This is a genomic window from Qipengyuania sp. SS22, from assembly GCF_025736935.1.
Taxonomy (GTDB): domain Bacteria; phylum Pseudomonadota; class Alphaproteobacteria; order Sphingomonadales; family Sphingomonadaceae; genus Qipengyuania.
In genome coordinates, this window is sequence record NZ_CP107048.1 from 2,347,380 (window position 1) to 2,369,727 (window position 22,348).

A 22,348-nucleotide genomic window follows, 5' to 3' on the forward strand; every position below is an offset into this window, starting at 1 on the left:
GGCGCGATGAAACGCAAGCACTATGAGGCGGCGATGGCGCCGCTGCGCGAGCAGCTGGTCGTCATGGCGCGGTGGGCGCGGACGACAGGGCAGCGGATCGTGGTGCTGTTCGAAGGGCGCGATACTGCGGGCAAGGGCGGTGCGATCCGGGCGGTGTCCGAAAAGCTCAACCCGCGCCAGTGCCATATCGTCGCGCTCGCCAAGCCGACCGAGGCCGAACAGACGCAGTGGTATTTCCAGCGCTATGTCGATCATCTGCCCAGTGCAGGGGAAATCGTGCTGTTCGACCGCAGCTGGTACAACCGTGCCGGGGTCGAGAAAGTGATGGGCTATGCCGACGACGCGCAGGTGGCGCGTTTCCTCGATCAGGTCCCCGCGTTCGAGAAAATGCTGGTCGACGATGGTATCCTGTTGTTCAAATACTGGCTCGGCACCGATCAGGCGCAGCAGGAAGAACGGCTGCGCGAACGGCTGGAGGACCCGCTCAAACGGTGGAAGCTGTCGCCGATCGATCTGGCCGCACGCGATCGCTACGATGCCTATACCGACGCACGCGAAGCCATGCTGGCGGCGACGCATACCGCGCATGCCCCGTGGACCCTGGTCGACTTCAACGACCAGAAGCGCGGGCGTTTGACTCTGGTACGCGACCTGCTCGGCCGGCTACCCGATACGCATGTCGTCCCGCCGGAGATCGACTTTCCTGCGTTGGGCCGCGAACCGCGCGCCGAAACCTATGCGGTGCTGAAACCGATCGCGGATTATCCCATCGAATAGTCATTGCGAGAAGTCGCAGGCGACGCTTCGCTGTTCGCAAAGGCTAACGGAGAGTAGCAGACGCCCTGGTCACCTGGCGGCCATCGCCGGCAAAGGCACCCAGCTCGATGTCCTCGCCATCCCCGCGCAGCACGAGGTGGAGCGGTTCGCCCGCAATCGCCGGGCTGACCCCGCGAAAGGCGAAGTGGGTCAGGCGGTTCTCGCCAGAGTGCGCGCCGGCCAGCTGGAGCAGCAGGCTGGCCGTCAGCGGACCGTGGACCACCAACCCGCGATAACGTTCGACCTCGCGCGTATAGGGCGCATCGTAGTGGATGCGGTGGGTGTTGAAGGTCAGCGCGGAATAGCGAAACAGCAGCCGCTCGTCGGGCACCAGTTCGCGGTGCACGTCCCACCCTTGCGGGTCGAAGGAAACCGGGGTCGGTTCGGGCGGGGACAAGGGCGCATCATTTGCCAGCGTGTCGAGATAGACCGCGGTCTGCCGCTCGGTAACCGCGCGAATGCCGTCGGCGCTGGTTTCGTGATCGATTTCGACGAAGACCATATCGCCCCGGCTGCCCGATTTTGGCGTGACCGAGACGACGCGGCTGACGCGCTCGACCGCCGCGCCCACGGCGATCGGTGCGTCAAAGTTGATCGCGCTCGATGCCCACATGCGCCGGGGCAGCGGGATCGGGGGCAGGAAGCTCGCCGGGTCGTTCTCCCGCAGGGGATGGCCGTCGGGACCAAGCTGCCCGGTCCGCGCCTCGGGTGTGCAGAGGCAGAAGTGGATGCCTTGCGGCATCGCTGCGTCGGTCGGCGCAGCGCGGTCGAAGGTGGCGTACCAGCGGGCAGCCAGTGCCGGATCGAGCCGGTCGGCGGCGCGCTGTTCGCGGCCGATCCAGTCGGCAAACTTTGCCATCAGGCAGCGCGCTCGAACACCGCCGCCATGCCCTGACCGCCGCCGATGCACATGGTTTCGAGTCCGTAGCGCACTTCGCGGCGTTGCATTTCATGCGCCATGTCTGCGAGGATGCGAATCCCCGTCGCGCCGATCGGGTGGCCGAGCGAGATGCCCGAGCCATTGACGTTGACGAGGTCGCGGCGGCTGTCGTCCTCGGCGAAACCCCAACCCTTCAGCACCGCGAGCGCCTGCGGGGCGAAAGCCTCGTTGAGTTCGATCAGCCCGATATCGTCCCAGCCCATGTTGGTCTTGGAGAACAGCCGTTCGACCGCGGGAACGGGGCCGATCCCCATCCGGCTGGGATCGCAGCCGGCCGCGCTCCACGAATGGAACCACAGGATCGGTTCGAGACCCAATTCCTCCACCTTGTCCTCTGCCACCACCAGGCAGGCTGCGGCGGCGTCGTTCTGCTGGCTGGCATTGCCCGCCGTCACGATAGCGTCTGCATCGCGTTTGCCGTCGATCGCGCGCAGCTTGCCCAGTGTGTCCATGCTGGCGTCCTCGCGGAAACCCTCGTCGCGCGCGAAGACCACCGGATCGCCGCGCCGCTGCGGAATTTCGACCGGGACCAGCTGGTCGTCGAACTTGCCTTCGGTCCAGGCGCGGGCGGCGTTCTGATGGCTCCGCACAGCGAATTCATCGGCTGCCTCGCGGCTGATGTCGTAATCCTTGGCGAGATTTTCAGCGGTTTCGATCATGCCGGTGATGACACCAAAGCGTTCGATCGGCTGGCTCATCAGGCGTCCGCGCGTCAGGCGGTCCCACAGCACCATGTCGCCCATCCGTGCGCCTTGGCGCGCCTTGGTAGTGTAATGCTCGACATTGGACATGCTCTCGACCCCGCCCGCGAGGACGCAATCGGCCACACCGGTCTGCACCATCATCGCCGCAGTCGCGACCGCCTGCAGGCCCGAGCCGCAGCGCCGGTCGAGCTGGAAGCCGGGGACTTCGATCGGATAGCCCGCCGCCAGCCAGCTCCAGCGCCCGATCGCGGGGGCCTCGCCGCTGCCGTAACCCTGGCTGAAGACGACATCGTCGACGCGCATGGGGTCGACGCCGCTGCGTTCGACCAGCGCCTTGATGATAACCGCGCCGAGCTGGCCGGCCTCGAGCGGGGCGAGGCTGCCCAGAAACTTGCCCACCGGTGTACGCAGGGGCTTGCAGATGGCTACGCGGCGGAGTGTCGTCATGGCTTAATCCTTGTCGGAGAGGCGGGCGATGTCACGATCGACGAGATCGCCGATCACGCCTGAGGACAGGCCGAGCCGCTCGGCCAGCACTTCCTCGGTATGCTCGCCCAGATAGGGCGCGGGCGCGGGTGCACCGGCTTCGCGCGAAGGGATATTCGCAAAGCTGCGCGTGGCCGGATATTCGAACCCGCTCGGATTGACGGGCGAGGTCTCGAACAGCGGATTGTCGCCAACCAGTTGGGCGTCGTTCGCGGCCTCGTGCATCGTCCGGTATCGTTCGAAGGTGGTGCCATGCGCCGCAAGGGTGGCGGAAAGATCCGCCCAGTCCATCGTGTCCGCACGCTCCTGGAACAGCGCGAACAGCCGGTGACGGTGCTCGAACCGCGGGCGGTCGCCGTCGGTGAAGCGTACGCCGAGCTCGGCTTCCAGCGCGGTGATCCGCTCGGCGAGATCAAAGGCGGCGACGAGCCCGTCCCATTGCTTTGCCGTCAGCGCAGCAACCATGAACCGCACGCCGTCACGGCTGCGGAAGTCGCGCCCGAATGCGCCCCAGATCGCATTGCCCAGCCGTTCGCGATCATCGCCGCGATAGAGCATTTCGGCCATTGCCCCGCTATTGGCCATCGTCCCGATCGCGACGTCGCCCAATGGCACACGCAATTCGCTGCCTTCACCCGTGGCATCGCGGTGACGCAGCGCGGCAAGCAGGGCGAAGGCGCAATAGGCGCCAGTGATGAAATCCCATGCGGGAAGCACCTGGTTGACCGGCGGCGCGGTAGCCATGTCCCAGTCCTCGGGGCCGCACATCAGCGGGTAACCGCTCGCCGCGTTGACGGTGAAATCCATCGCCTGCCGCCCGTCGTGCCAGCCCATGATCCGCACGCTGACCAGGTCGGGCGCGGTATCGGGCTGCTGCGCGGCTATGGCGTCATGCCCGAGGAAGCTTTTCTCGGGCAGATTGGTAATCAGATTGCCCGTGTTGGCCGACAGCGCGACCAGCAATTCGCGCCCCTCGCCGCTGCGCAGGTCGAGCGCGACCGATTTCTTCGCCCGGTTGAGGTTCTCCCAGCTGAGCGAGCGGCCTTCCTTGGTCAGCATGTAGCGATCGTAATCGAGCCCGCCCTGCTTGTGATCGACGCGGATCACCTCGGCGCCCATCTGTGCGCAATAGAGCCCGGCAGTGGGCGAGGCGACGAAGCTCGAGGCTTCGATGATGCTCAGATCGTTGAGGAGCTGGTACACCCGTTACAATCCGGCCGCGTAATCGCGCAGCATGTGCTTGGCGATCTGCAGCTGGAGGATCTGCGTCGTGCCCTCGTAAATGCGGTAGATACGCGCATCGCGGAAGAAACGTTCGGCGTCGTATTCGGCGAGATAGCCCGCACCGCCATAGATCTGCACCACGCGGTCGACCACGCGGCCGCACATTTCGGAGGCGAAAACCTTGAAGGCAGCGGCGTGCTTGACCGTGTTCTCGCCGCGATCAACGCGTGCGGTGACATCGGCCATCATCGCCTCGGCGGCGTAGATCTCGGTCCAGCTTTCGGACAGCATCTGCTGGATCAGCTGGAAATTGGCGATCGGTTCGCCGAAGGCCTGCCGCTCATTGGCGTATTTGAGCGCCGAATCGAGCGCGCGGCGCGCATAGCCGGTGCTCGCCGCGCCAACCGAGATACGGCCATTGTCGAGGCTCATCATGGCGAAGCGGAAACCCTGGCCGGTTTCGCCGCCGAGCAGGGCATCGCCCGGCACATGGACATCGTCGAGCATGACGTCGGAGATATGGCTGCCGGCCTGGCCCATTTTCTCATCGGGGCTGCCGGTCGATACGCCCGGCGTATTCATGGGCACGATGAAGGCGCTGACATGCGCATTCTTGGGCAGCGCGTCTTTCTCGGTGCGCGCCATGATCAGTCCGACCTCGGCATGCGGGGCATTGGTGATGTAGCGCTTGGTCCCGTTGAGGATCCAGCCGTTGCCATCGGGATCGGGCTTGGCGGTGGTCGCCATCGCGGCGCTGTCGCTCCCCGAACCGGGCTCGGTCAGGCCGAAGCAGGCAATCGCGCCCCCGGCGATCTTCGGCCACCACTCGGCCTTCTGCGCCTCGGTTCCGCCATTCTTGATCGCCGAATTGAACATGCCGACATTGATCGAGAAGATCGAGCGATAGGCGGGCGCGGCATAGGCCATGGCCTTCACGACCTTGGCATATTGCGTGATGTTCAGCCCCGCGCCGCCAAACTCCTCGGGCACGGTCAGGCCGAACAGTCCCATCTCTTTCATTTCCGCGACGATCTCGTCGGGGATCCGGTCGTCGGCGATGACGTCCTTCTCGGCCGGAATCAGCCGCTCGCGGACATAGCGTTCGAGCTGTTCGAGAAACTGGTCGAAAGTCTCGGCATCCATGCCGGGGTGGACGGCGTCACTCATCGGGAAGCTCCATCTGTTCCGGGCCGCCCGTTTCCTGCGGGGCTGCAGCGGACGGCATCTTGCCTGCGGGGGCGCCATCGAAGCCTTCCGGCTCGGCGGGCGGGACCACGCCTTCGGGCAGGCGGCGCTGCTCGATCATCTCGGCGGCATCGTCGAGCGCTTCGGCCTCGTTCTGCGTCACCGCGCCGACGGGTTCGGTATCCTCCTCATACCCGGAACAGGCAGACAGCGTGAGCAAGGCGAGGAGCGGGATGAATCGGTTCATGGCTGCGGAAGCTAGGCGCACATGCGCCGCGCGCAAAGGACGCTACGGCGCGGCTGGGCGCGGGCGAGCCGCGAGGCCCGCCCGCTTGAAGCTCAGTTGCTGGCGTCTTGCGCCATGGCGTCCATCGCCGCTGCGGCAGTATCGGCTGCATTGTCGCCGGCTTCCTGGATCTGCGCCGTCTCGTTCGGGCTCAGGTCGGGGGTTTCGGCGACCACGTCATTGGCTGCGGGGTCTTCGACCGGCTCGGCTTCGACATCGGCCAGCGCGTCGTCGGCGGCGATTTCGACGGTGTCAGCTTCGGCTTCGGTCGAGGCGTCTTCGGTGCTGCCGCAGGCGGCAAGGGCGAGCGTGGCGGCGGCGGTCAGGGCGATACGGAAGTTCATGGTTTCTCTACTCCGGTGATGGGTCGCGCGGGTAAAGCGCAACCGCGGGGCGCGGGGCAAGGGGAAAATCGCCCGCGACCGGTTGCGCGTGCGCCTCCTTCTGTCATCAGGCGGGCATGACCGGGATCGCGCGCGCAGGACAATCGCTGAAGGAGACCTTTGGCTTCGATCGCTTCCGCGGGCGGCAGGAAGAGGTGGTCGCGCGCGTACTGTCAGGCGATTCGACGCTGGCGGTGATGCCCACCGGGGCGGGCAAGTCGCTGACCTACCAGCTCCCCGCGGTGATGCTGGAGGGCACTTGCGTGGTGATCAGCCCGCTGATCGCACTGATGCACGACCAGCTGCGCAGCGCACGCGCTAATGGCATTCGCGCCGCCACGCTGACCAGCGCCGATGCCGACTGGCGCGAAACGCAGGACGCTTTCCGCGCGGGCGAACTGGACTTGCTCTATGTCGCGCCGGAACGTGCCAGCCAGCAGGGTTTCCGCGACTTGCTGAGCAGTGCCCCGCTGTGCCTGTTCGCCATCGACGAGGCGCATTGCGTGTCCGAGTGGGGGCATGATTTCCGCCCCGACTACCGCATGCTGCGCGGCATGCTCGATGCCTTCCCGCAAGTTCCGCGGCTGGCGCTGACCGCCACCGCAGACAAGCAGACCCGCGCCGATGTCATGGCGCAGCTTGGCATTCCCGAGGACGGGCTGGTGCTCGCGGGGTTTGATCGGCCCAATATCCGCTACGCGATCCGCCACCGCGACAATCCGGTGCGCCAGCTGACCGATCTGATGGCTGCTGCGCCCGGTCCGGGGATCGTCTACGCCCCGACGCGGCGCAAGGTCGAGGATCTGGCGGACAAGCTCGCCGCGGCCACAGGGCGCGCGGTGCTGCCCTATCACGCGGGCCTCGATGCGGGGACGCGCGCTGCCAACCAGGCGGCGTTCGTGACGAGCGAGGACATGGTGATCGTCGCGACGGTCGCTTTCGGCATGGGGATCGACAAGCCCGACGTCCGCTTCGTCGCGCATGTCGGCGTGCCCAAGTCGATCGAGGGCTATTACCAGGAAACCGGCCGTGCGGGCCGCGATGGCGATCCCAGCCAGGCGGTGATGTTCTGGGGCGCGGGCGATTTCGCCACCGCGCGCCAGCGGCTCGCCGAAGTCGACGAGGGGCGCCGCGCTGCCGAGCGCGCTCGCCTTGATGCGCTTGCCGGGTTGGTCGAAACCGCCGCCTGCCGCCGCGCGGTGCTGCTACGCCATTTTGGCGAGGATCCGCCCGCGACTTGCGGCAATTGCGACAATTGCCTCGAACAGCCGAGCGTGACCGATGTCACCGAGCTGGCGCGCAAGCTGCTGTCGGCAGTGTACCGCACGGGGCAGAGCTTCGGCATGGGCCATCTGCAGAAAGTGCTGACCGGGAGCGAAGACGAGCGCGTGCGCCAGCGCGGGCATGACCGGCTGACTGTTTTCGGTATCGTCGAAGGGGAAGAAGCGGCTCTGCTTCAGCCATTGTCTCGCGCCTTGCAGGCCCGCGGGGACCTGGTCGCCACCGAACATGGCGGACTGGCGCTGGGCGGCTCGGCGCGCGCGATCCTGACCGGCGAGAGCGCGGTCGCCATCGTCGTCCCGCCCAAGCGCCAGCGCCGTCGCCGCGGCGATGCGACACCCAATCCGGTGGGCGATCCGCTGTTCGAAGCGCTGCGCGCGCTGCGCAAGGAACTGGCCGAAGAGGCGCAGGTGCCGCCCTATGTCGTCTTCCACGATTCGACGCTGCGCGAGATGGCCAGCGCGCGGCCAACCACGCTCGCCGCGCTGGGTCGGCTCCCCGGCATCGGGGCGAAAAAGCTCGAGGCCTATGGCGAGCAATTCCTGCGCGCGATCGCCGAGCATTGAATCCGGACCTCCAGTGATATAAAAATGATATCATAATTATTGGAGGAACGATATGACCGTCGAACTCAGGGGAATGAAGACCAGTAGCGAACAGGCAGGCTCAAGCTTCAGCGGCTATCCCATGCTGGCGCTGATCCTGGTCTTGCTGGTGCTGGTAATATGGAACGTTGCCGGAAATGTGCCGATGGACGGCGCGGACAAGGCGGCCAAGCTCACCTTCGTCGGCCTGCTCGTCCTGCCGATCCTCGTGCTGGCGTTTCTCGCCGCCGGATTTTTCATGATCCAGCCCAACCAGGCCGCGGTGATCACCCTGTTCGGCGAATATCGCGGGACCGAGCGGCGCGAGGGGCTGCGCTGGATCTGGCCGTGGATGACCAAGAACAAGCTTTCGGTGCGCGCGCACAATATCCATTCGGAACGCGTGAAGATCAACGATTTGCGCGGCAATCCGATCGAGATCGCCTGCAATGTCGTCTGGCGCGTCGCCGACAGCGCGGAGGCAAGTTTCGATGTCGACGATTACAAGGAATTCGTGAACATCCAGATCGAAGCGGGTCTGCGCACGGTCGGCTCGCGCCATCCCTATGACGATTTCGAAGGCGAGGAAGTCACGCTGCGCGGCGGCGCGGACGTCATCAATCGCGAATTGCTCGAGGAACTCAACGACCGGTTGAAGGTCGCGGGTATCATCGTCGACGAAGCGGGCCTGACTCACCTCGCCTATGCCAGCGAAATCGCCAGCGCGATGCTCAAGCGCCAGCAGGCGGATGCGATCATTGCGGCGCGGGCCAAGATCGTGCTTGGCGCGGTCGGCATGGTCGAGGATGCGCTGACCAAGCTCGCGCAGGACGATATCGTCGAACTCGATGACGAACGCCGCGCGGCGATGGTCAGCAACCTGATGGTCGTGCTGTGCGGCGAGAAGGACGTGCACCCGGTGATCAACGCGGGCTCGCTCTACCAATAGGCATGCGTGGAGCTTCGGTCCGATGACAAAGAAGGCCTTCGCCCTGCGCCTCGATCCGGCGGTCCACGCCGCGATAGAGCGGCTTGCCGCGAGCGAGCTACGCAGCGCCAATGCCCAGATCGAGATGTTGCTGCGCGAGTCGCTGGCGAAGCGCGGGATCAAGGTGCCGGTGTCGAAACCGCTCAAGCGCGGCCGGCCGAAGAAGGAGGAATGAGATGACAGTCCCTCACTGGCTGAGCGCGGTTGTCCTGCTGGCAGCGGTGGGCGGCCCGCCCGCGGCCGTTGCGGTCGGGGCGGATTTGATGACACGCGATAGGGGGGCAGGTGAGTGAACGAGCGTGACGACGGCGCATGGTTCGCACCCAAGAGCCATGGCTATGGTGCGGGTCTGCCGATTGCCTGGCAGGGCTGGGCGCTGCTGACGGGCTACCTCGCGGTGCTCTTGCTGTGCGTCGGCTTGGCGGCATGGAATGCGGAAGTAGGGTTGGCTGGGGCTATCCTCCTCGGCTCCGTTGCTACCGCAGCACTGGTTTATGTCGCAGCTTTGAAAACGCGTGGCGGCTGGCGCTGGCGGTGGGGCAAAGACGATTGAGGGTCTCATCCCGGGCACGGGACTTATCACTGCGTTAACCATTATACCCTAGGCGTTGACTATGGTTTCGCCATTCGTCTCCCCCGCCTCGCGCCTTCCGCGCTGGCTTCTCGCTGCGATCGCCGCGATGGCGGTCAGCGCTATCCCGCTGGCCGCGGTGCTGGCGCAGACCGGCGGATCGCCCAGCTTTACCGTCGCCGAGACCGGCCGCGGCTATGGTTCGCTGCAGGCTGCGGTCGATGCGATCGGCAATCGCGAGGGCACGGTGGTGATTGCTTCCGGCAATTGGAACGAGTGCGCGGTACAGAGCGAGGGCGTGGTCCATTTCCGCGCCGAACAGCCGGGTGAAGCGCTGCTTGGCGGCAAGGCGTGCGAAGGCAAGGCATCGCTGGTGCTGCGCGGTCGCGCTGCCAGCGTCGAAGGGCTGGTTTTCGCCGATATCGCGGTTGCCGACGGCAATGGCGCGGGCATCCGTCTTGAAGAGGGGCCGCTGCGCGTGTCGCAAAGCTGGTTCCGTGACAGCCAGCAGGGGATCTTGACCACCAATGGCGTCGACAGCGAGCTGGTGGTCGACAAATCGACCTTCACCCGGCTGGGCACTTGCGAAAATTCGGGCGGCTGCGCCCATTCGATCTATGCCGGCGATTACGGCAGCGTCACCGTGACGCGCAGCCGGTTCGAACAGGGCACCGGCGGCCATTACCTCAAGTCGCGTGCGGCGCGGATCGTGATCGAAGGCAACAGTTTCGACGATGCCAACGGCCACGGTACCAATTACCTGATCGACCTGCCCAATGGCGGGACCGGCGCGATTCGCGGCAACTGGTTCGTCCAGGGGCGCGACAAGGAAAACTGGTCGACGATGATCGCCATCGGCGCCGAAGGCGCACGTTACACGTCCGACGGGCTGGTCATTGCCGATAACGATGCGCGGATGGTCCCGGGGCTGTCGCGCAGCCCGGCCTTCATTGCCGACTGGACCAATGACGCGCTGGTGATCGAGAACAACAGGCTCGGCAGCAACGTCAGGCGCTTCGAGCGGCGCTGAACGCCGGGGCGAAAGTCACCGCGCCGCGCGGCGCGTCGCCTTCAAGCACCAAACGCTGGAAATAGCGGGGCTCCGCCCCGTCGTAGCGCAGCGCGGAATCGCATTCGAAACCGAAGCGCGCGTAATAGGCCGGATCGCCGACCAGCACGATCCCGTGCCCGCCGCTTTCGCGCAGATCGGCAATGCCGCGCTTGATCAGCGCCGAACCGATGCCCTGCCGTTGCAGTTCGGGCGAGACGCTGACCGGGCCGAGCCCGAACCACCCCTCGCTGCCATCGGAAATGGTGACCGGCGAAAATGCGGCATGGCCGACGATCCGCGCCGTATCCTCGGCGACCAGCGACAGCGCCAGGTCGCCATCGGCGCGCAGCCGGTCGACCAGTTGCTGCTCGTCGCCACCGGCATAGGGCATGTCGCGGAACGCCGCTTCGGTCAGCGCGAAGATCGTCGGTGCATCACAGCTGCGTTCGGGCCGGATCGCGATGGCGCTCAAATCAGATGTCCCGACCGGTCACGTTTGGTCGCGAGGTAATGCGCGTTGTGCGGATTGTCGGGCAGCGCATGCGGCACGCGCTCGGTGATGGACACACCTTCCGCCTCGAGCGTGGCGACCTTGGCCGGATTGTTGGTCATCAGCCTTATTGCCCCGACATTGAGCAACTCCAGCATGCGCGCCGCAGTGGGGAAATCGCGTGCTTCGTCGGGCAGACCAAGCCGCGTGTTGGCATCGACCGTGTCGAAGCCCTGATCCTGCAGGCGGTAGGCGCGCAGCTTGTTGATGATGCCGATCCCGCGGCCTTCCTGTCGCATATACAGCAGGACGCCCCAGCCGCCCTCCTCGGCCTCGGCGGCCATAGCCTGTAGCGCGGCGGCGAGTTGCGGGCCGCAATCGCATTTGAGGCTGCCGAGGATATCGCCCGTGAGGCATTCCGAATGCAGCCGGACCAGCGGAATGCGGTCGGCCGATTGCTCGCCGATGATCAGCGCGACATGCTCGCGCGTGTCATCGGGACTGCGGAAGGCGACGATCCGCGCATCGGCGGCGGCGGCCACGGGCAGCCGCGCGCGCGAGGCGATCTGCAGCCGCGCGGCATCGGTAAAAGCGCCGACGTCGGCAGCGGTCAGCGCCACCGCTTCGCCGGCATTTTCCGGGTCGACCAAAAAGGCGGGCAGCACGCCGGCGAGACGGGCGAGTTCGAGCGCGGCGCGTGCCTGCTCCTCCCATTCGAGCGCCAGCGCCTTGAACGGCCCTTTGAGCGGCTTGGCCATGTCGAGCGCGGGATCGGCAACCGCCAGCGCGGCGGGCAGGTCGAACGGGTCGGCACCGCGCATCAGCACCGGCTGGCGCGGCGCGGCGGCTTCGATCTGGTTGGCCAGCTTGAGCGTCGCCGCGCGCGTGGCGGATATCAGCATGGCCGATCCTGCGAGTTCGCCGAAGGCGGTTTCGACCGGTTGCAGCCGCGGGGCTCCTTCGATGGCGAGCGGCCAGCCGTGGCGCAGCGCGTCCACCGCTTGCGCCGCGCGCCGTGAAGGAGAAGCTGCGCTCAGAGCGTGAACTCCGTCACCAGCGGCACATGGTCCGATGGCTTTTCCCAGTCGCGCGCATATTCGTGGATCGAATGGCCGGTGGCCTGCCGCGCAAGTTCGGGGCTGGCCCACATATGGTCGAGCCGGCGGCCGCGGTCGTTCACCTTCCAGTCCTTCGACCGGTAGCTCCACCAGCTGTAATAGCGCTCGGGCGCCGCGATGTGTTCGCGCCCGATATCGCTCCAGCCGTGTGCATCCATGAAGCGCTGCAGGCTCTCGACCTCGATCGGCGTGTGGCTGACCACCTTGAGCAATTGCTTGTGGTTCCAAACATCGCTTTCGAGCGGGGCGATGTTGAAATCGCCGACGATCAGCGTCGGCCGGTCGACCGCATCGGCCCAGCGGGTCATCCGCTCGAGGAAATCGAGTTTCTGGCCGAACTTGGTGTTCTTTTCGCGATCGGGCTCGTCCCCGCCGGCGGGGACATAGACGTTCTCGACGATCATCCCCTGATGGTCGGTCAGCTCGACACCGACATGGCGCGCTTCGCCATTGTCCTGCCAGTCATGGCGGCTGAATTCCTTGAGCGGCGTTTTCGCGACTGTCGCGACCCCGTGATAGCCCTTCTGGCCGTGCACCGCGAAATGCTCGTAGCCGAGCGCGCGGAATGCCTCGTAAGGAAACTGGTGCTCCTGGCACTTGATCTCCTGCAGGCACAGCACATCGGGCGCCTGCTCTTCGATGAAGCGCTCGACGATAGGCATGCGCAGACGGACGGAATTGATGTTCCAGGTAGCGATAGAAACCATGGCCAGCGACTTAGGACGCGCGCCGGGAAAACTCCACCTTTCCCTTTTCGGATCGAGCCGATAGCGCGGGGGCGATTGCCAGGAGAGCTACATGATCCGGACCCATTCCCTCGCCGCGCTGGCCGCATCCGCCGCGCTGTTGCTGGGCGGCTGCACCACCACCAACAATTACAACTATCCCAAGGACGCGCGCGCCGCGCCGGCTGCCAGCAAAGCGCAGGCCGCGGGCCAGGCGAAGAACGTAATCCTGTTCATCGGCGACGGTATGGGCATTTCCACCGTCACCGCCGCGCGGATCTATGCGGGCCAGAAGCAGGGGCAGAGCGGCGAGGAATACGTCCTGCCGTTCGAAACCTTCGACAATGTCGCGCTGGTCAAGACCTACAATACCGACGCGCAGGTGGCCGACAGCGCGGGCACGGCCAGCGCCATGCATACGGGCGTTAAGACCAGGATCGGCGTGCTCGGCTATGGGCCCGGCGTGGCCAATGGCGATTGCGCATCGGGCAGCGGGCACGAACTGGGCCTGCTGGGTGAAGAGGTGAAGCAGCGCGGGCTGGCGCTGGGCATCGTCAGCACCGCGCGGCTCACGCATGCGACCCCCGCCTCGGTCTATGCGCGCAGCGTGTCGCGCGACTGGGAAGGCGATACCGCCATTCCCGAAGACCAGCGCGGGCTTGGCTGCACCGACATCGCGCAGCAACTGGTCGCCGCGCCGTTCGATGTCGCGCTGGGCGGCGGCAGCGTGGCTTTCTTCGGCAAGCAGAACGGCGGGTTGAGGCTCGATGACGGCGCCGACCTTCCCGCGGACTGGGCGGCGGCGACCGGGGGCAATTTCGTCACCACGGCTGCTGATCTGGCCGCAGCCCCTGCCGATGCGCCGCTGCTGGGGCTCTTTTCGCCCAGCCACATGACCTACATGGTCGAGCGCGGTGACCAGAGCAGCGAACCGACGCTGACCGAGATGACCGCGACGGCCGTAACCCGGCTGGCGGACGATCCCGACGGGTTCTACCTGATGGTCGAAGGCGGCCGGATCGACCATGGTCATCACGACGGGCAGGCGGGCTACGCGCTGGAGGAAGCAGTCGAGTTTGCGCGCGCGATCCAGTGGGCGATCGACAATACCGACCCGGCAGAGACGCTGATCATGGTCACTGCCGATCACAGCCATGTCTTCACGATCGCGGGCTATCCGCGGCGCGGCAACGATATCCTCGGCCTGGTCGTGCCGCCTGAAGGTTGGGGCGAGGATGGCGACCCTGCCGATGCCCCGATGCTGGCGGCGGACGGCAAGCCCTACACCACGCTCGGTTATGGCAATGGTCCGGGAGCGCTGAAGCCCGCCGTCGCAAATGGCCGCCCGATCCCCGAAACCGGTATCGGGGCGCACCAGCAGGCGGCAATACCCACGGGCTCCGAAACGCACGGGGGCGAGGATGTCGCGCTGTATGCCAATGGCCCGGGGGCCGAAAACGTCCGCGGCGTGATGGAGCAGAACCTCATTTACGACGTGATCCGCAAGGCGTTCGGCTGGGACACGGAATAGCCGCGCACCCGCGTTCATCCCTTCCGGACAGCAAAAAGCCCTCACGCCGGGGGCATTGGCGCGAGGGCTTCCTGTGAGCGTTCGTCACGCTTGGAACGAGACGAACCAGATCGAGGGGGTCAACAGGGGGGAAACCCGCCTCGTGTCGTCTCGTGAATTAGAAATTAGGCCTCGGTCGATTGCTGTTCAATGAACGCCATGGAGCGGGATAACGCATAGATCGCACAATTCGCCGCGTGCCCGTTTATCCCGGGCGACGGGACGAACGGCGCGGGTCACGGAAGGTGAACGCGCTGTCGGCCACCGCCACGCCATAGCGCTGATTGGCAAGCCGTACGGTGGTGCGGTGATTCTGCGAATCGAGCGCGACCCAGTGGGTCAGCCGGAGCCCGCCCGGCGATGCGGCATCGCGCGCGAAGATCAGCGTGATCACACCGAATTCGGGCCGCTTGGTATCGCGCACTTCGACGCTGACGACATCGGGGTGACTGGTCGGCACCAGCTTGCCGAAGCGCTTCACGTCGCGGCTCGGGTCGAGCAGTGCGCCGAGCGGCGAGTTCTCGATCGGCCAGCGCTGGACCTGGTTGACCTCGTAGTCGACCATATACATCGACTTGCCGTTCGAGACGACGAGCATGGGCACGCCCTTCTCGTATTCGAACCGGATCTTGCCCGGCCGCTTGAGCGTCATGACCCCGCGTACGGTCTGGCCGCTGCGGTCGGTCTGGACGAAATCGGCCTTCATTGTCGAGATACCGCGCAAGGCCGCAACGGCCTTGTCGAGATCGCCCTGCGCGGCGGCCACCGGGGCCGGCGCCAGGAGGGCGGATGCAGGAAGCGCCGCGGCCAGCGAAAGGGCTAGCGCGGCGCGGATCGATTTATGCTTTTGCAAAGACAAGGTGCTCATGCTCCTGCGGTTAGGGTCGGAGCATTGAACCATCGCTGAACCCGGCTCGTTCCCGCGGTTCAGCTGGTTGCGCATTACTTGATCTTGGCTTCCTTGAACTCGACGTGCTTGCGCGCGACGGGATCGTACTTGCGGAAGGTGAACTTCTCGGTGTGATTCCGGGGGTTCTTCTTGGTCACATAGTAGAAGCCCGTGTCGGCAGTCGAGACGAGCTTGATCTTGACGGTTGCGGGCTTCGCCATGGCGTGTTCCTAAAGATCTGAATGGGGCCGATGGGGCCCGAAAAAACAAGGGCGGCGCGCAGAGCACCGCCGTTCCGGCGCGCCCATTGGGCGATTCACCGGGAAAAGTCAAGCATCCTACCAGTCGACCCGGCCGCGCTTTGACTTGACCTCACCGCGCGCCTTCTTGGCCTTGAGACGCTTGACCTTGCCCACGCGATTGACGCGGCTCTGCTTGCGTTTGCGCGGCGGGGTGAGCGCCTCGCCAAGCAGCGCGACCAGCCGTTCGCGCGCCGCTTCGCGGTTCTGTTCCTGCGTCCGGTATTCATTGGCGGTCAGCACGATTTCGCCGCCCTTGGTGAACTTGCTCCCGGCGATGTCCTTGAGACGCCCGAACGATTCGGGATCCATGCCCAATTGGAACACATCGACCCGTAATTGGACCGAGGTGGCGACCTTGTTGACGTTCTGCCCGCCGGGGCCCGAGGAAGCGATGAATTTCTCCTCGGCGATTTCCAGAGCCTTTTCGGCTATCCTACCCATCGCCGAAGCCGAGCGCGGCGAAGTCGCGCGGAACCGGGGCAGTCGCGGCGATCGGCGGCTTGCCCTCGCGCGGGACAGTGATCGCGGCGGCATGCAGCATCGTGCGCGGGGCACCCTTGCCATTGCCATAGACCGGATCGCCCAGCAGCGGCAGGCCAAGCCCCGCTTCGCAATGCACACGGATCTGGTGGGTGCGCCCGGTTTCGGGGCGGAATTCGAGCAGGGCGCGGCCATTGATCTCGGTCAGCACACGCCAATGGGTGATCGAGGGTTTGCCCTTCTTCGCCGCGATCATGCGCCAGCCCTTTTCAGCGCTGCTGATCTTGGACAGCGACAGTTCGATCGTCCCTTCGCTTGCGCCCGGCACACCTGCGAGCACGCCGAGGTAGCGTTTTTCGACCTTCCGTTCCTCGAAGGCGCGCGAAAACCGCGTCAGCGCTTTGGGATTGCGCGCCAGCAGCAGGCAGCCGCTGGTATCGGTGTCGATCCGGTGGACGGGCACCGGCGCGCGCTGGAACCCCAGCTTGAGCTGCTCGAAATGGTCTTCGAGGCACGCGCCGCCGCGCCGCGGGCGTTCGATCGGCAATCCGGAAGGCTTGTCGATCACCAGCGCCTCGCCGTCTTCGAAAAGGATCGGGATCTGCATCATGTCTTGAGTGTCGCTTTCATCAGGAGCCGCAGCGCATTGCCGAGGAAGAAGCCCTTGTCCAAGTCCTCGAGCCGCAGGTCCGCCTCGCGCGCACGGCCTTGCTCGATCAGGGTCTGGCGATAGACACCGGGCAGCAGGCCGAGGCGCGCGGGCGGAGTGAGCAACCCGCCGTCGCCATCATCGACGAAGATATTGGTCACGCAGCCTTCGGTCAGCAGCCCGTCCTCGCGCACGAACAGCGCTTCTTGCGCGCCATGGCTATGCGCGACACGGTGGGCATCCTCGTAAAAGCCGCGGTCGGTGGTTTTGTGCCGCAGCCGCCAGTCCCCCGGGTCGACCGGCAGCGGCATGACGATGCAGCGGGCGGGGTCTGGCCAGGCCTGCGGCAGGTCGCGCGCCTCGAGCGCAATCGCGCCCGAGCGGGCGGCGAGCAGGCGTACCCGGCTGGGCTGCTCGAGCACGAAGCACAGCGCATGCAGCTGGTTGCGCGCTTCGTGACGATCGAAGGAAAACCCAAGCTCGGCGGCGCTGTCCTTCATCCGCTGGAGATGCATTTCGAGCTGGACGATCCCCTTGTCGGGGGTGAAGCGCATGGTTTCGATCAAGTCGAATTGCGCGGCGCGGCAATCGGGGGAGGAGCTGCGTGCAAAGGCACCCTTGAGCAGCGCTTCGCGCCATTCGGTGCGCGGCTCGCTGTCGGCGACGATTGCACCGCCCACGCCCAGCACCGCCTTGCCGCGGCCGTTCTCGATCTCGGTCAGTCGCAAGGTGCGGATCGCCACGTTGAAGGCCGCGTCGCCGCCGCCGTTCGTGTCCGGTGCGCCGATCCTCCCGATCGCGCCGCAATAGGCGCCGCGCGGATCGCGCTCGACCGCATCGATCAACTCCATGGCGCGGATCTTGGGCGCACCCGTGATCGACCCGCAGGGGAACAGCGCGCGGACGAGATCGACCGCGCCTTCGTCTTGCTTCAGCCGGGCGCGGACCACGCTGACCATCTGGTGGACGGTGGGATAGCTCTCGATCGCGAAGGGTTCGTCCACCCGCACGCTGCCCGCTTCGGCGACGCGGGCCAGATCGTTGCGCATCAAATCGACGATCATCAGATTCTCGGCGCGGTCCTTGACCGAACCGGCAAGCTCTTCGGCCAGCGCCGTATCCATCTCCGCATCGCTGCCCCGCGGCCGCGTGCCTTTCATCGGCTTGGCCTTGGCCTCGCCATCCTTGAGCGAGACGAACAATTCGGGACTGAGGCTGAGCAGCCAGTGCGATCCGTCGAAGATCACCCCGCCATAACCTGCCTGCGCCGCGGGGCGCAGCGCGGCATAGAGACCCAGCGGGTCGCCGGTGAAATTGCCCGCCAGCGGGAAGGTCAGATTGGCCTGGTAGATATCGCCCGCGCGGATCGCCTCCTGCAGCGCCTCGAAAGCCTGCGTGTAGCCGCCTGGCGATAGCTGCGGATCGAGCGGGCCGACACTGCCGGCGCCTTGCGCATGCGCTGCCAGCCAGTCGGGGACGTCGGGGGCGGCGATCCGCGTCGGCGCATCGAACAGACCGAGCCAGACCAGCGGCCCGGCGCCGCCACTGCGTGCGTCGGCGAGCGGGCGGAGGCGGTCTTCCAGCGCCAGTCCGGCCTCGTAAGCGATGAAGCCCGCCAGTTCGCCGCCCGTCTGCCGCGCGTATTCTGCTGCAGCGAGCACCTCAGCCACCTGATCGGGGCGCTGGGCGACGAAGATTTCGCGCGGGTTCTCGAACAGCAGGGCATCTGCCGCGCCGCGTTCGCGCGCATCGTCGAGCAGGACAAAGGGACGCTTTTCCGCCATCGGTGCCAGCCTTTACCGCAAGCGCTGCGCCTGTCGAGGGATAGCTTGACCGCACCCACAAGGCTGCGCCACACCGCGAGGGCGGGCGAACCATCGGGAGCGGGCAGCGCAATGAGCGAGATTTTTCTTGGACTGGGCGGAAATGGCGAGAACCAGTTCCTGCGGCTCGACCAGGCCAATCGCCACGGCCTGATCGCCGGGGCGACGGGAACCGGCAAGACGGTGACGCTGCAGGGGCTCGCGGAAAGTTTCTCTGCCAATGGCGTTCCCGTCTTCGTTGCCGATGTGAAGGGCGATCTGGCGGGTATCTCGATGGCGGGATCGCCGCAGTTCAAGCATGCCGACAAGCTTGAAGGCCGTGCGGCGGAACTGGGCATGGAAGCCTATGCCTATGCCGACAATGCCGCAGTCTTCTGGGACTTGTATGGCGAACAGGGCTTCCCGATCCGCACCACCATTTCGGAGATGGGGCCGCTACTACTGGCGCGGCTGCTCGATCTCAACGAGACGCAGGAAGGCGTGCTCAACATCATCTTCCGTCATGCCGACGATGATGGATTGCTGCTGCTCGACCTCGGTGACCTGCAGTCCATGCTCGCCTTTGCCTACGAGAATTCAAAGGAGCTTTCTGGCACTTACGGCAATGTGTCGAAGGCCAGCGTCGGCGCGATCCAGCGGCAGCTGCTCAGCTTCGAGAGTCAGGGCGCGGATATGTTCTTCGGTGAACCCGCGCTGGAAATCGACGATTTCCTCGCGCTCGACGAACAGGGGCGCGGCGTCATCAACGTGCTCGCCGCGGACAAGCTGATGCGCGGCCCCAAGCTGTACGCCACCTTCCTGCTGTGGCTGCTCGCCGAGCTGTTCGAAAGCCTGCCCGAGGTGGGCGATCCCGAAAAGCCCAAGCTGGTGTTCTTCTTCGACGAGGCGCACTTGCTGTTCGACGATGCGCCCGAGGCGCTGGAGGACAAGGTCGAACAGGTCGTCCGTCTGATCCGGTCGAAGGGTGTGGGCGTCTATTTCGTCACCCAGAACCCGATCGACATTCCGGAGAAGATCGCCGGGCAGCTGGGCAACCGCGTCCAGCACGCGCTGCGTGCCTTCACCCCGCGCGACCAGCGCGCGATCAAGGCGGCGGCGGAAACCTTTCGCATCAATCCCGAACTCGATGTCGCGCAGGCGATCACCGAACTGAAAGTGGGCGAAGCGCTGGTTTCGTCGCTTGACGAGGACGGTGCGCCGACGGTGGTCCAGCGCACGCTCATCAAACCGCCGCAATCGCGCCTTGGCCCGGTGACCGAAAAGGAGCGCAAGATCGTCAATTCGGTCAGCGCGCTCGACGGCAAATACGATGTCGCGGTCGATCGCGAAAGCGCGGAGGAAGTGCTCGCCGCCAAGGCGGTCGACGCGGGCGCGACCGCCGAGGAGGTCGCGAAGAAGGGCGAACCCGAAGTCCGCAAGCGCAGCCGCAAGACCACGTCGCTATGGGAAAAGGCGGGCAAGGCCGCGGCGGGCGCTGCCGCGAGCAGCGCCGCTTCGCTCATCGCTGCCAAGGTGCTGGGCAAGAAAAGCCGCGCCAATCCGGCGCGTTCGGCCGCCACTTCGGCCGCCGGGTCGATCGCGACCGAGTTTGGCGGCAGTATCGCGGGCCGGTTTGTGCGCAATCTGGTCGGCGGGTTGATGCGCTAGGTCGGGATCCGGATTTCCGCGCGCAATCCGCCTTCGGGGCGGTTGGCGAGCGTCAACGTTCCACCATGCTGTTCGGCCACCGCGCGCGCCAGCGTCAGGCCCAGCCCGGAGCCGCCGGTTTCACGATTCCGGCTCGCCTCACCGCGCGTGAAGGGTTCGAGCATTTCGTGAATGCGGTCTTCGGGAATGCCCGAACCTTCGTCCTCGACGCGCAGCACCGCCATACCGTTCTCGCGCAGCACGCTGACTTGCGCGGTCCCGGCATAGCGCAGCGCATTGGTGACGAGATTGCGCAGGCCGCGCTTGAGCCAGGTGAGATGGACCGGGGCGGCGATGCGCGCGCCGCTGGCCAGCGTGACCGGTTGGCCCAAATCCTCGAATTCCTCGATCACCGACGCGGCCAGCGCGACCAATTCGGTCATTTCGGGCGGCGCATCGCTGCGTCCGATGCGCGCGAGCGACAGGATTTCGTCGAGCGTGCGGGTAATATCCTCGATCGTCGCCGCCATCTTGCGCCGCGCGCCTTCGTCCTCGACGCTTTCGATGCGCACCCGCAACGCGGCAAGCGGGGTTTTCAGATCGTGCCCGATGGCGCCGAGCATGACGTCCTTCTCGTCGAGCATCGAGCCGATCCGGCCCTGCATTGCATTATGCGCCTCGATCAGTCGCCGGACATCCTGCGGGCCGCTGGGCACCAGCGGTTCCTCGGGCGCGCCTGCGCTGCCAAACCGCCGGGTGCGGTCGGCCAGCGCGTCGAGCGGGCGGGTGATCCGGCGCAGCACGAAATAGAGCAGGCCGACGAGCACCAGGAACAGGATCAGCGTCTGCAGCACGAGTGTGCGGATAATGCCGCGATCGGCAGGCGGCACCGCAAGGCGGGTGACCTGCCAGCCTTCGGTGCCCTCTTGCCGCAGTCCGACGACCAGCAATTCATGCGGCGCGGTGCGCAGGCGCTGGTCCCATATCGGGTTGGTTTCCTCCAGCTTGCCAACGAGCGGATCCGACTTCAGGGGCCGATCGGTAACGACGATTTCGGCCACTTCCAGGCCCTGGCGTTCAAGCTGGCGCGTGATCGCGGCCTCGCGCGCCGAATTGCGTTTCTCGCCGGAGAGCAGCGGGCTGGTCTCGCTCTGCGAGAAACGAATGCTGCGCGGCAGGCGAATGAACGGTTCGTCTTCGACGGGGCCGGGCCGGCGCGATGGCGGGCGGACGCGGCGCCGCCCTTCGTCACGCAGGTCGCGGCGTTGGCCGACGAGGAGCTGGAAGCTTGCTGCGCTGGTCACGGCAAGCTCGCGCCGCTCGGAAGCTGCACGGTAGAGCATGGTCGCCGAGATGGCCTGCGCGATCAGCAGCGCGGCGGCCAGCGCCAGCATGACCTGGCCCAGCAGGCTACGGGGCAGGAACCGCGTCATGCGTTGTCGTCGCGCGCCACGCGCGTGACCTCGGCGCCGAAGCGATAGCCGCCGCCGCGCACGGTCTGGATGAAATGCGGGCTGCGGCTGTCGGTCTCGATCTTGCGCCGCAAGCGGCTGATCTGGTTGTCCACCGCGCGGTCGAACAGCTGCGCCTCGCGACCCTGTACCATATCGAGCAGGCGATCGCGGTCGAGGACCTGCCGCGGGTGATCGCAGAAGGCGCGCAGCATGCGGAACTCGGCGGTCGAGAGCGGCACCAGCGCACTGTCGGGATCGGTCAGGCGGCGCTTTAGGGGGTCGAGCTGCCAGCCTTCGAACCGATAGAGCAATTCTTCGTCCGCCGCCGCGGCAGGCCGTTCGGCACGACGCAGTACCGACCGGATACGCGCCACCAGTTCGCGCGGTTCGAAGGGCTTGGTGACATAATCATCGGCGCCAATTTCCAGGCCGATGATCCGGTCCATCGCTTCGCCCTTGGCGGTCAGCAGAATGGTCGGCAGTCCGCGGCTCTCGACCAGGTGGCGACACAGCGACAGCCCGTCTTCGCCGGGCATCATGATGTCGAGCAGGGCGAGGTCGGGCAGGTCCTGCGCCAGCAGCGTGCGCGCCTGCGCGGCGCTGTCCGCCTCGGTCACGACGAACCCCTGGCGGGACAGATAGTCCGCCAGGGGTTCGCGTAGACTGCGCTCGTCATCGACAAGCAGGATGGAGGTGGGCGCGGGATCGGTCATGGTTGCTTCA

General features: G+C 66.0%; 24 protein-coding genes. 8 read left to right on the plus strand and 16 right to left on the minus strand.

What is annotated here, in order from left to right:
* Positions 1 to 6 precede the first annotated feature (6 nt).
* Positions 7 to 777: a polyphosphate kinase 2 gene (ppk2, locus tag N6L26_RS11730; protein ID WP_263605739.1), complete on the plus strand. Its 771-nt coding sequence runs from the start codon at positions 7 to 9 to the stop codon at positions 775 to 777.
* A gap of 43 nt (positions 778 to 820) precedes the next feature.
* Here the strand turns inward: ppk2 and N6L26_RS11735 are convergent, their stop codons facing one another.
* The 6 genes from N6L26_RS11735 to N6L26_RS11760 form a co-directional block, all read right to left on the minus strand.
* Positions 821 to 1,675 (minus strand): MaoC family dehydratase N-terminal domain-containing protein, encoded by an 855-nt coding sequence (locus N6L26_RS11735; protein WP_263605740.1) that lies wholly within the window; start codon positions 1,673 to 1,675, stop codon positions 821 to 823.
* Positions 1,675 to 2,907, minus strand: coding sequence for an acetyl-CoA C-acetyltransferase (locus N6L26_RS11740; protein ID WP_263605741.1), 1,233 nt, complete (start codon positions 2,905 to 2,907; stop codon positions 1,675 to 1,677). Before N6L26_RS11740 ends, N6L26_RS11735 begins: the two co-directional genes overlap by 1 nt.
* Positions 2,908 to 2,910: 3 nt before the next feature.
* Positions 2,911 to 4,149 (minus strand): CoA transferase, encoded by a 1,239-nt coding sequence (locus N6L26_RS11745; protein WP_263605742.1) that lies wholly within the window; start codon positions 4,147 to 4,149, stop codon positions 2,911 to 2,913.
* 3 nt (positions 4,150 to 4,152) lie between these two features.
* Complete coding sequence (locus N6L26_RS11750; RefSeq protein WP_263605743.1) at positions 4,153 to 5,337, minus strand: acyl-CoA dehydrogenase family protein; 1,185 nt, start codon at positions 5,335 to 5,337, stop codon at positions 4,153 to 4,155.
* Entirely contained in the window at positions 5,330 to 5,602 is a 273-nt protein-coding gene (locus tag N6L26_RS11755; protein WP_263605744.1) for a hypothetical protein, read from the minus strand. The genes N6L26_RS11750 and N6L26_RS11755 overlap by 8 nt, the downstream gene beginning before the upstream one ends.
* A 92-nt stretch (positions 5,603 to 5,694) precedes the next feature.
* Positions 5,695 to 5,985: a hypothetical protein gene (locus N6L26_RS11760; protein WP_263605745.1), complete on the minus strand. Its 291-nt coding sequence runs from the start codon at positions 5,983 to 5,985 to the stop codon at positions 5,695 to 5,697.
* A gap of 116 nt (positions 5,986 to 6,101) precedes the next feature.
* Here N6L26_RS11760 and recQ point away from each other — a divergent pair, with 116 nt between their 5' ends.
* The 5 genes from recQ to N6L26_RS11785 all read left to right on the plus strand — a co-directional run bounded on the left by recQ (position 6,102) and on the right by N6L26_RS11785 (position 10,478).
* Positions 6,102 to 7,871: a DNA helicase RecQ gene (gene recQ / locus N6L26_RS11765; protein ID WP_263605746.1), complete on the plus strand. Its 1,770-nt coding sequence runs from the start codon at positions 6,102 to 6,104 to the stop codon at positions 7,869 to 7,871.
* 52 nt (positions 7,872 to 7,923) lie between these two features.
* Entirely contained in the window at positions 7,924 to 8,838 is a 915-nt protein-coding gene (locus N6L26_RS11770; RefSeq protein WP_263605747.1) for an SPFH domain-containing protein, read from the plus strand.
* 22 nt (positions 8,839 to 8,860) lie between these two features.
* On the plus strand, positions 8,861 to 9,052 hold the full coding sequence (locus N6L26_RS11775) for a toxin-antitoxin system HicB family antitoxin (protein ID WP_263605748.1): 192 nt from the start codon (positions 8,861 to 8,863) through the stop codon (positions 9,050 to 9,052).
* Between the two features lie 114 nt (positions 9,053 to 9,166).
* Positions 9,167 to 9,430, plus strand: coding sequence for a hypothetical protein (locus N6L26_RS11780; protein ID WP_263605749.1), 264 nt, complete (start codon positions 9,167 to 9,169; stop codon positions 9,428 to 9,430).
* Positions 9,431 to 9,491: 61 nt separating this feature from the next.
* Positions 9,492 to 10,478, plus strand: coding sequence for a right-handed parallel beta-helix repeat-containing protein (locus N6L26_RS11785; RefSeq protein WP_263605750.1), 987 nt, complete (start codon positions 9,492 to 9,494; stop codon positions 10,476 to 10,478).
* Here N6L26_RS11785 and N6L26_RS11790 read toward each other — a convergent pair.
* The 3 genes from N6L26_RS11790 to xth are packed head-to-tail and all read right to left on the minus strand — an operon-like array spanning position 10,456 to position 12,814.
* Positions 10,456 to 10,971, minus strand: coding sequence for a GNAT family N-acetyltransferase (locus N6L26_RS11790; RefSeq protein WP_263605751.1), 516 nt, complete (start codon positions 10,969 to 10,971; stop codon positions 10,456 to 10,458). The two genes, N6L26_RS11785 and N6L26_RS11790, sit on opposite strands and share 23 nt — an antisense overlap.
* Positions 10,968 to 11,987 carry a GTP cyclohydrolase II gene (gene ribA / locus N6L26_RS11795; RefSeq protein ID WP_263605752.1) on the minus strand — a complete coding sequence of 340 codons (1,020 nt, stop codon included), beginning with the start codon at positions 11,985 to 11,987 and terminating at the stop codon, positions 10,968 to 10,970. The genes N6L26_RS11790 and ribA overlap by 4 nt, the downstream gene beginning before the upstream one ends.
* A 35-nt stretch (positions 11,988 to 12,022) precedes the next feature.
* On the minus strand, positions 12,023 to 12,814 hold the full coding sequence (xth, locus tag N6L26_RS11800) for an exodeoxyribonuclease III (RefSeq protein WP_263605753.1): 792 nt from the start codon (positions 12,812 to 12,814) through the stop codon (positions 12,023 to 12,025).
* A gap of 91 nt (positions 12,815 to 12,905) precedes the next feature.
* Here xth and N6L26_RS11805 point away from each other — a divergent pair, with 91 nt between their 5' ends.
* Complete coding sequence (locus tag N6L26_RS11805) at positions 12,906 to 14,363, plus strand: alkaline phosphatase (protein WP_263605754.1); 1,458 nt, start codon at positions 12,906 to 12,908, stop codon at positions 14,361 to 14,363.
* 244 nt (positions 14,364 to 14,607) lie between these two features.
* Here N6L26_RS11805 and N6L26_RS11810 read toward each other — a convergent pair whose 3' ends face one another.
* The 5 genes from N6L26_RS11810 to pabB all read right to left on the minus strand — a co-directional run bounded on the left by N6L26_RS11810 (position 14,608) and on the right by pabB (position 18,506).
* Positions 14,608 to 15,270 carry a LolA family protein gene (locus N6L26_RS11810; protein ID WP_253521456.1) on the minus strand — a complete coding sequence of 221 codons (663 nt, stop codon included), beginning with the start codon at positions 15,268 to 15,270 and terminating at the stop codon, positions 14,608 to 14,610.
* A gap of 74 nt (positions 15,271 to 15,344) precedes the next feature.
* A complete protein-coding gene (gene rpmG / locus N6L26_RS11815) occupies positions 15,345 to 15,512 on the minus strand; it encodes a 50S ribosomal protein L33 (protein WP_050601641.1) in 168 nt (55 codons plus the stop codon).
* 117 nt (positions 15,513 to 15,629) lie between these two features.
* Complete coding sequence (gene arfB, locus N6L26_RS11820; RefSeq protein WP_263605755.1) at positions 15,630 to 16,034, minus strand: alternative ribosome rescue aminoacyl-tRNA hydrolase ArfB; 405 nt, start codon at positions 16,032 to 16,034, stop codon at positions 15,630 to 15,632.
* Positions 16,027 to 16,680: an RluA family pseudouridine synthase gene (locus N6L26_RS11825; RefSeq protein WP_263607308.1), complete on the minus strand. Its 654-nt coding sequence runs from the start codon at positions 16,678 to 16,680 to the stop codon at positions 16,027 to 16,029. Before N6L26_RS11825 ends, arfB begins: the two co-directional genes overlap by 8 nt.
* Positions 16,680 to 18,506 carry an aminodeoxychorismate synthase component I gene (gene pabB, locus N6L26_RS11830; RefSeq protein ID WP_263605756.1) on the minus strand — a complete coding sequence of 609 codons (1,827 nt, stop codon included), beginning with the start codon at positions 18,504 to 18,506 and terminating at the stop codon, positions 16,680 to 16,682. The genes N6L26_RS11825 and pabB overlap by 1 nt, the downstream gene beginning before the upstream one ends.
* A 111-nt stretch (positions 18,507 to 18,617) precedes the next feature.
* Between pabB and N6L26_RS11835 the strand changes: the two genes are divergently transcribed.
* Entirely contained in the window at positions 18,618 to 20,192 is a 1,575-nt protein-coding gene (locus tag N6L26_RS11835; RefSeq protein ID WP_263605757.1) for a DUF853 domain-containing protein, read from the plus strand.
* On the opposite strand, the gene N6L26_RS11840 is transcribed toward N6L26_RS11835, so the two are convergent.
* Entirely contained in the window at positions 20,189 to 21,604 is a 1,416-nt protein-coding gene (locus N6L26_RS11840) for a sensor histidine kinase (protein WP_263605758.1), read from the minus strand. The genes N6L26_RS11835 and N6L26_RS11840 overlap by 4 nt on opposite strands.
* Positions 21,601 to 22,338: a response regulator gene (locus tag N6L26_RS11845; protein ID WP_263605759.1), complete on the minus strand. Its 738-nt coding sequence runs from the start codon at positions 22,336 to 22,338 to the stop codon at positions 21,601 to 21,603. The genes N6L26_RS11840 and N6L26_RS11845 overlap by 4 nt, the downstream gene beginning before the upstream one ends.
* Between the last annotated feature and the right edge of the window lie 10 nt (positions 22,339 to 22,348).

Bases quoted from the DNA above. Each gene is read 5' to 3' on its own strand.
- arfB (WP_263605755.1), bottom strand. From the start codon at position 16,034: ATGGGTAGGATAGCCGAAAAGGCTCTGGAAATCGCCGAGGAGAAATTC.
- N6L26_RS11785 (WP_263605750.1), top strand. From the start codon at position 9,492: ATGGTTTCGCCATTCGTCTCCCCCGCCTCGCGCCTTCCGCGCTGGCTT.
- N6L26_RS11775 (WP_263605748.1), top strand. From the start codon at position 8,861: ATGACAAAGAAGGCCTTCGCCCTGCGCCTCGATCCGGCGGTCCACGCC.
- ppk2 (WP_263605739.1), top strand. From the start codon at position 7: ATGAAACGCAAGCACTATGAGGCGGCGATGGCGCCGCTGCGCGAGCAG.
- N6L26_RS11755 (WP_263605744.1), bottom strand. From the start codon at position 5,602: ATGAACCGATTCATCCCGCTCCTCGCCTTGCTCACGCTGTCTGCCTGT.
- N6L26_RS11810 (WP_253521456.1), bottom strand. From the start codon at position 15,270: ATGAGCACCTTGTCTTTGCAAAAGCATAAATCGATCCGCGCCGCGCTA.
- recQ (WP_263605746.1), top strand. From the start codon at position 6,102: ATGACCGGGATCGCGCGCGCAGGACAATCGCTGAAGGAGACCTTTGGC.
- rpmG (WP_050601641.1), bottom strand. From the start codon at position 15,512: ATGGCGAAGCCCGCAACCGTCAAGATCAAGCTCGTCTCGACTGCCGAC.
- N6L26_RS11825 (WP_263607308.1), bottom strand. From the start codon at position 16,680: ATGCAGATCCCGATCCTTTTCGAAGACGGCGAGGCGCTGGTGATCGAC.
- pabB (WP_263605756.1), bottom strand. From the start codon at position 18,506: ATGGCGGAAAAGCGTCCCTTTGTCCTGCTCGACGATGCGCGCGAACGC.
- N6L26_RS11805 (WP_263605754.1), top strand. From the start codon at position 12,906: ATGATCCGGACCCATTCCCTCGCCGCGCTGGCCGCATCCGCCGCGCTG.
- xth (WP_263605753.1), bottom strand. From the start codon at position 12,814: ATGGTTTCTATCGCTACCTGGAACATCAATTCCGTCCGTCTGCGCATG.
- N6L26_RS11840 (WP_263605758.1), bottom strand. From the start codon at position 21,604: ATGACGCGGTTCCTGCCCCGTAGCCTGCTGGGCCAGGTCATGCTGGCG.
- N6L26_RS11770 (WP_263605747.1), top strand. From the start codon at position 7,924: ATGACCGTCGAACTCAGGGGAATGAAGACCAGTAGCGAACAGGCAGGC.
- N6L26_RS11835 (WP_263605757.1), top strand. From the start codon at position 18,618: ATGAGCGAGATTTTTCTTGGACTGGGCGGAAATGGCGAGAACCAGTTC.
- N6L26_RS11760 (WP_263605745.1), bottom strand. From the start codon at position 5,985: ATGAACTTCCGTATCGCCCTGACCGCCGCCGCCACGCTCGCCCTTGCC.
- N6L26_RS11735 (WP_263605740.1), bottom strand. From the start codon at position 1,675: ATGGCAAAGTTTGCCGACTGGATCGGCCGCGAACAGCGCGCCGCCGAC.
- N6L26_RS11845 (WP_263605759.1), bottom strand. From the start codon at position 22,338: ATGACCGATCCCGCGCCCACCTCCATCCTGCTTGTCGATGACGAGCGC.
- N6L26_RS11750 (WP_263605743.1), bottom strand. From the start codon at position 5,337: ATGAGTGACGCCGTCCACCCCGGCATGGATGCCGAGACTTTCGACCAG.
- N6L26_RS11740 (WP_263605741.1), bottom strand. From the start codon at position 2,907: ATGACGACACTCCGCCGCGTAGCCATCTGCAAGCCCCTGCGTACACCG.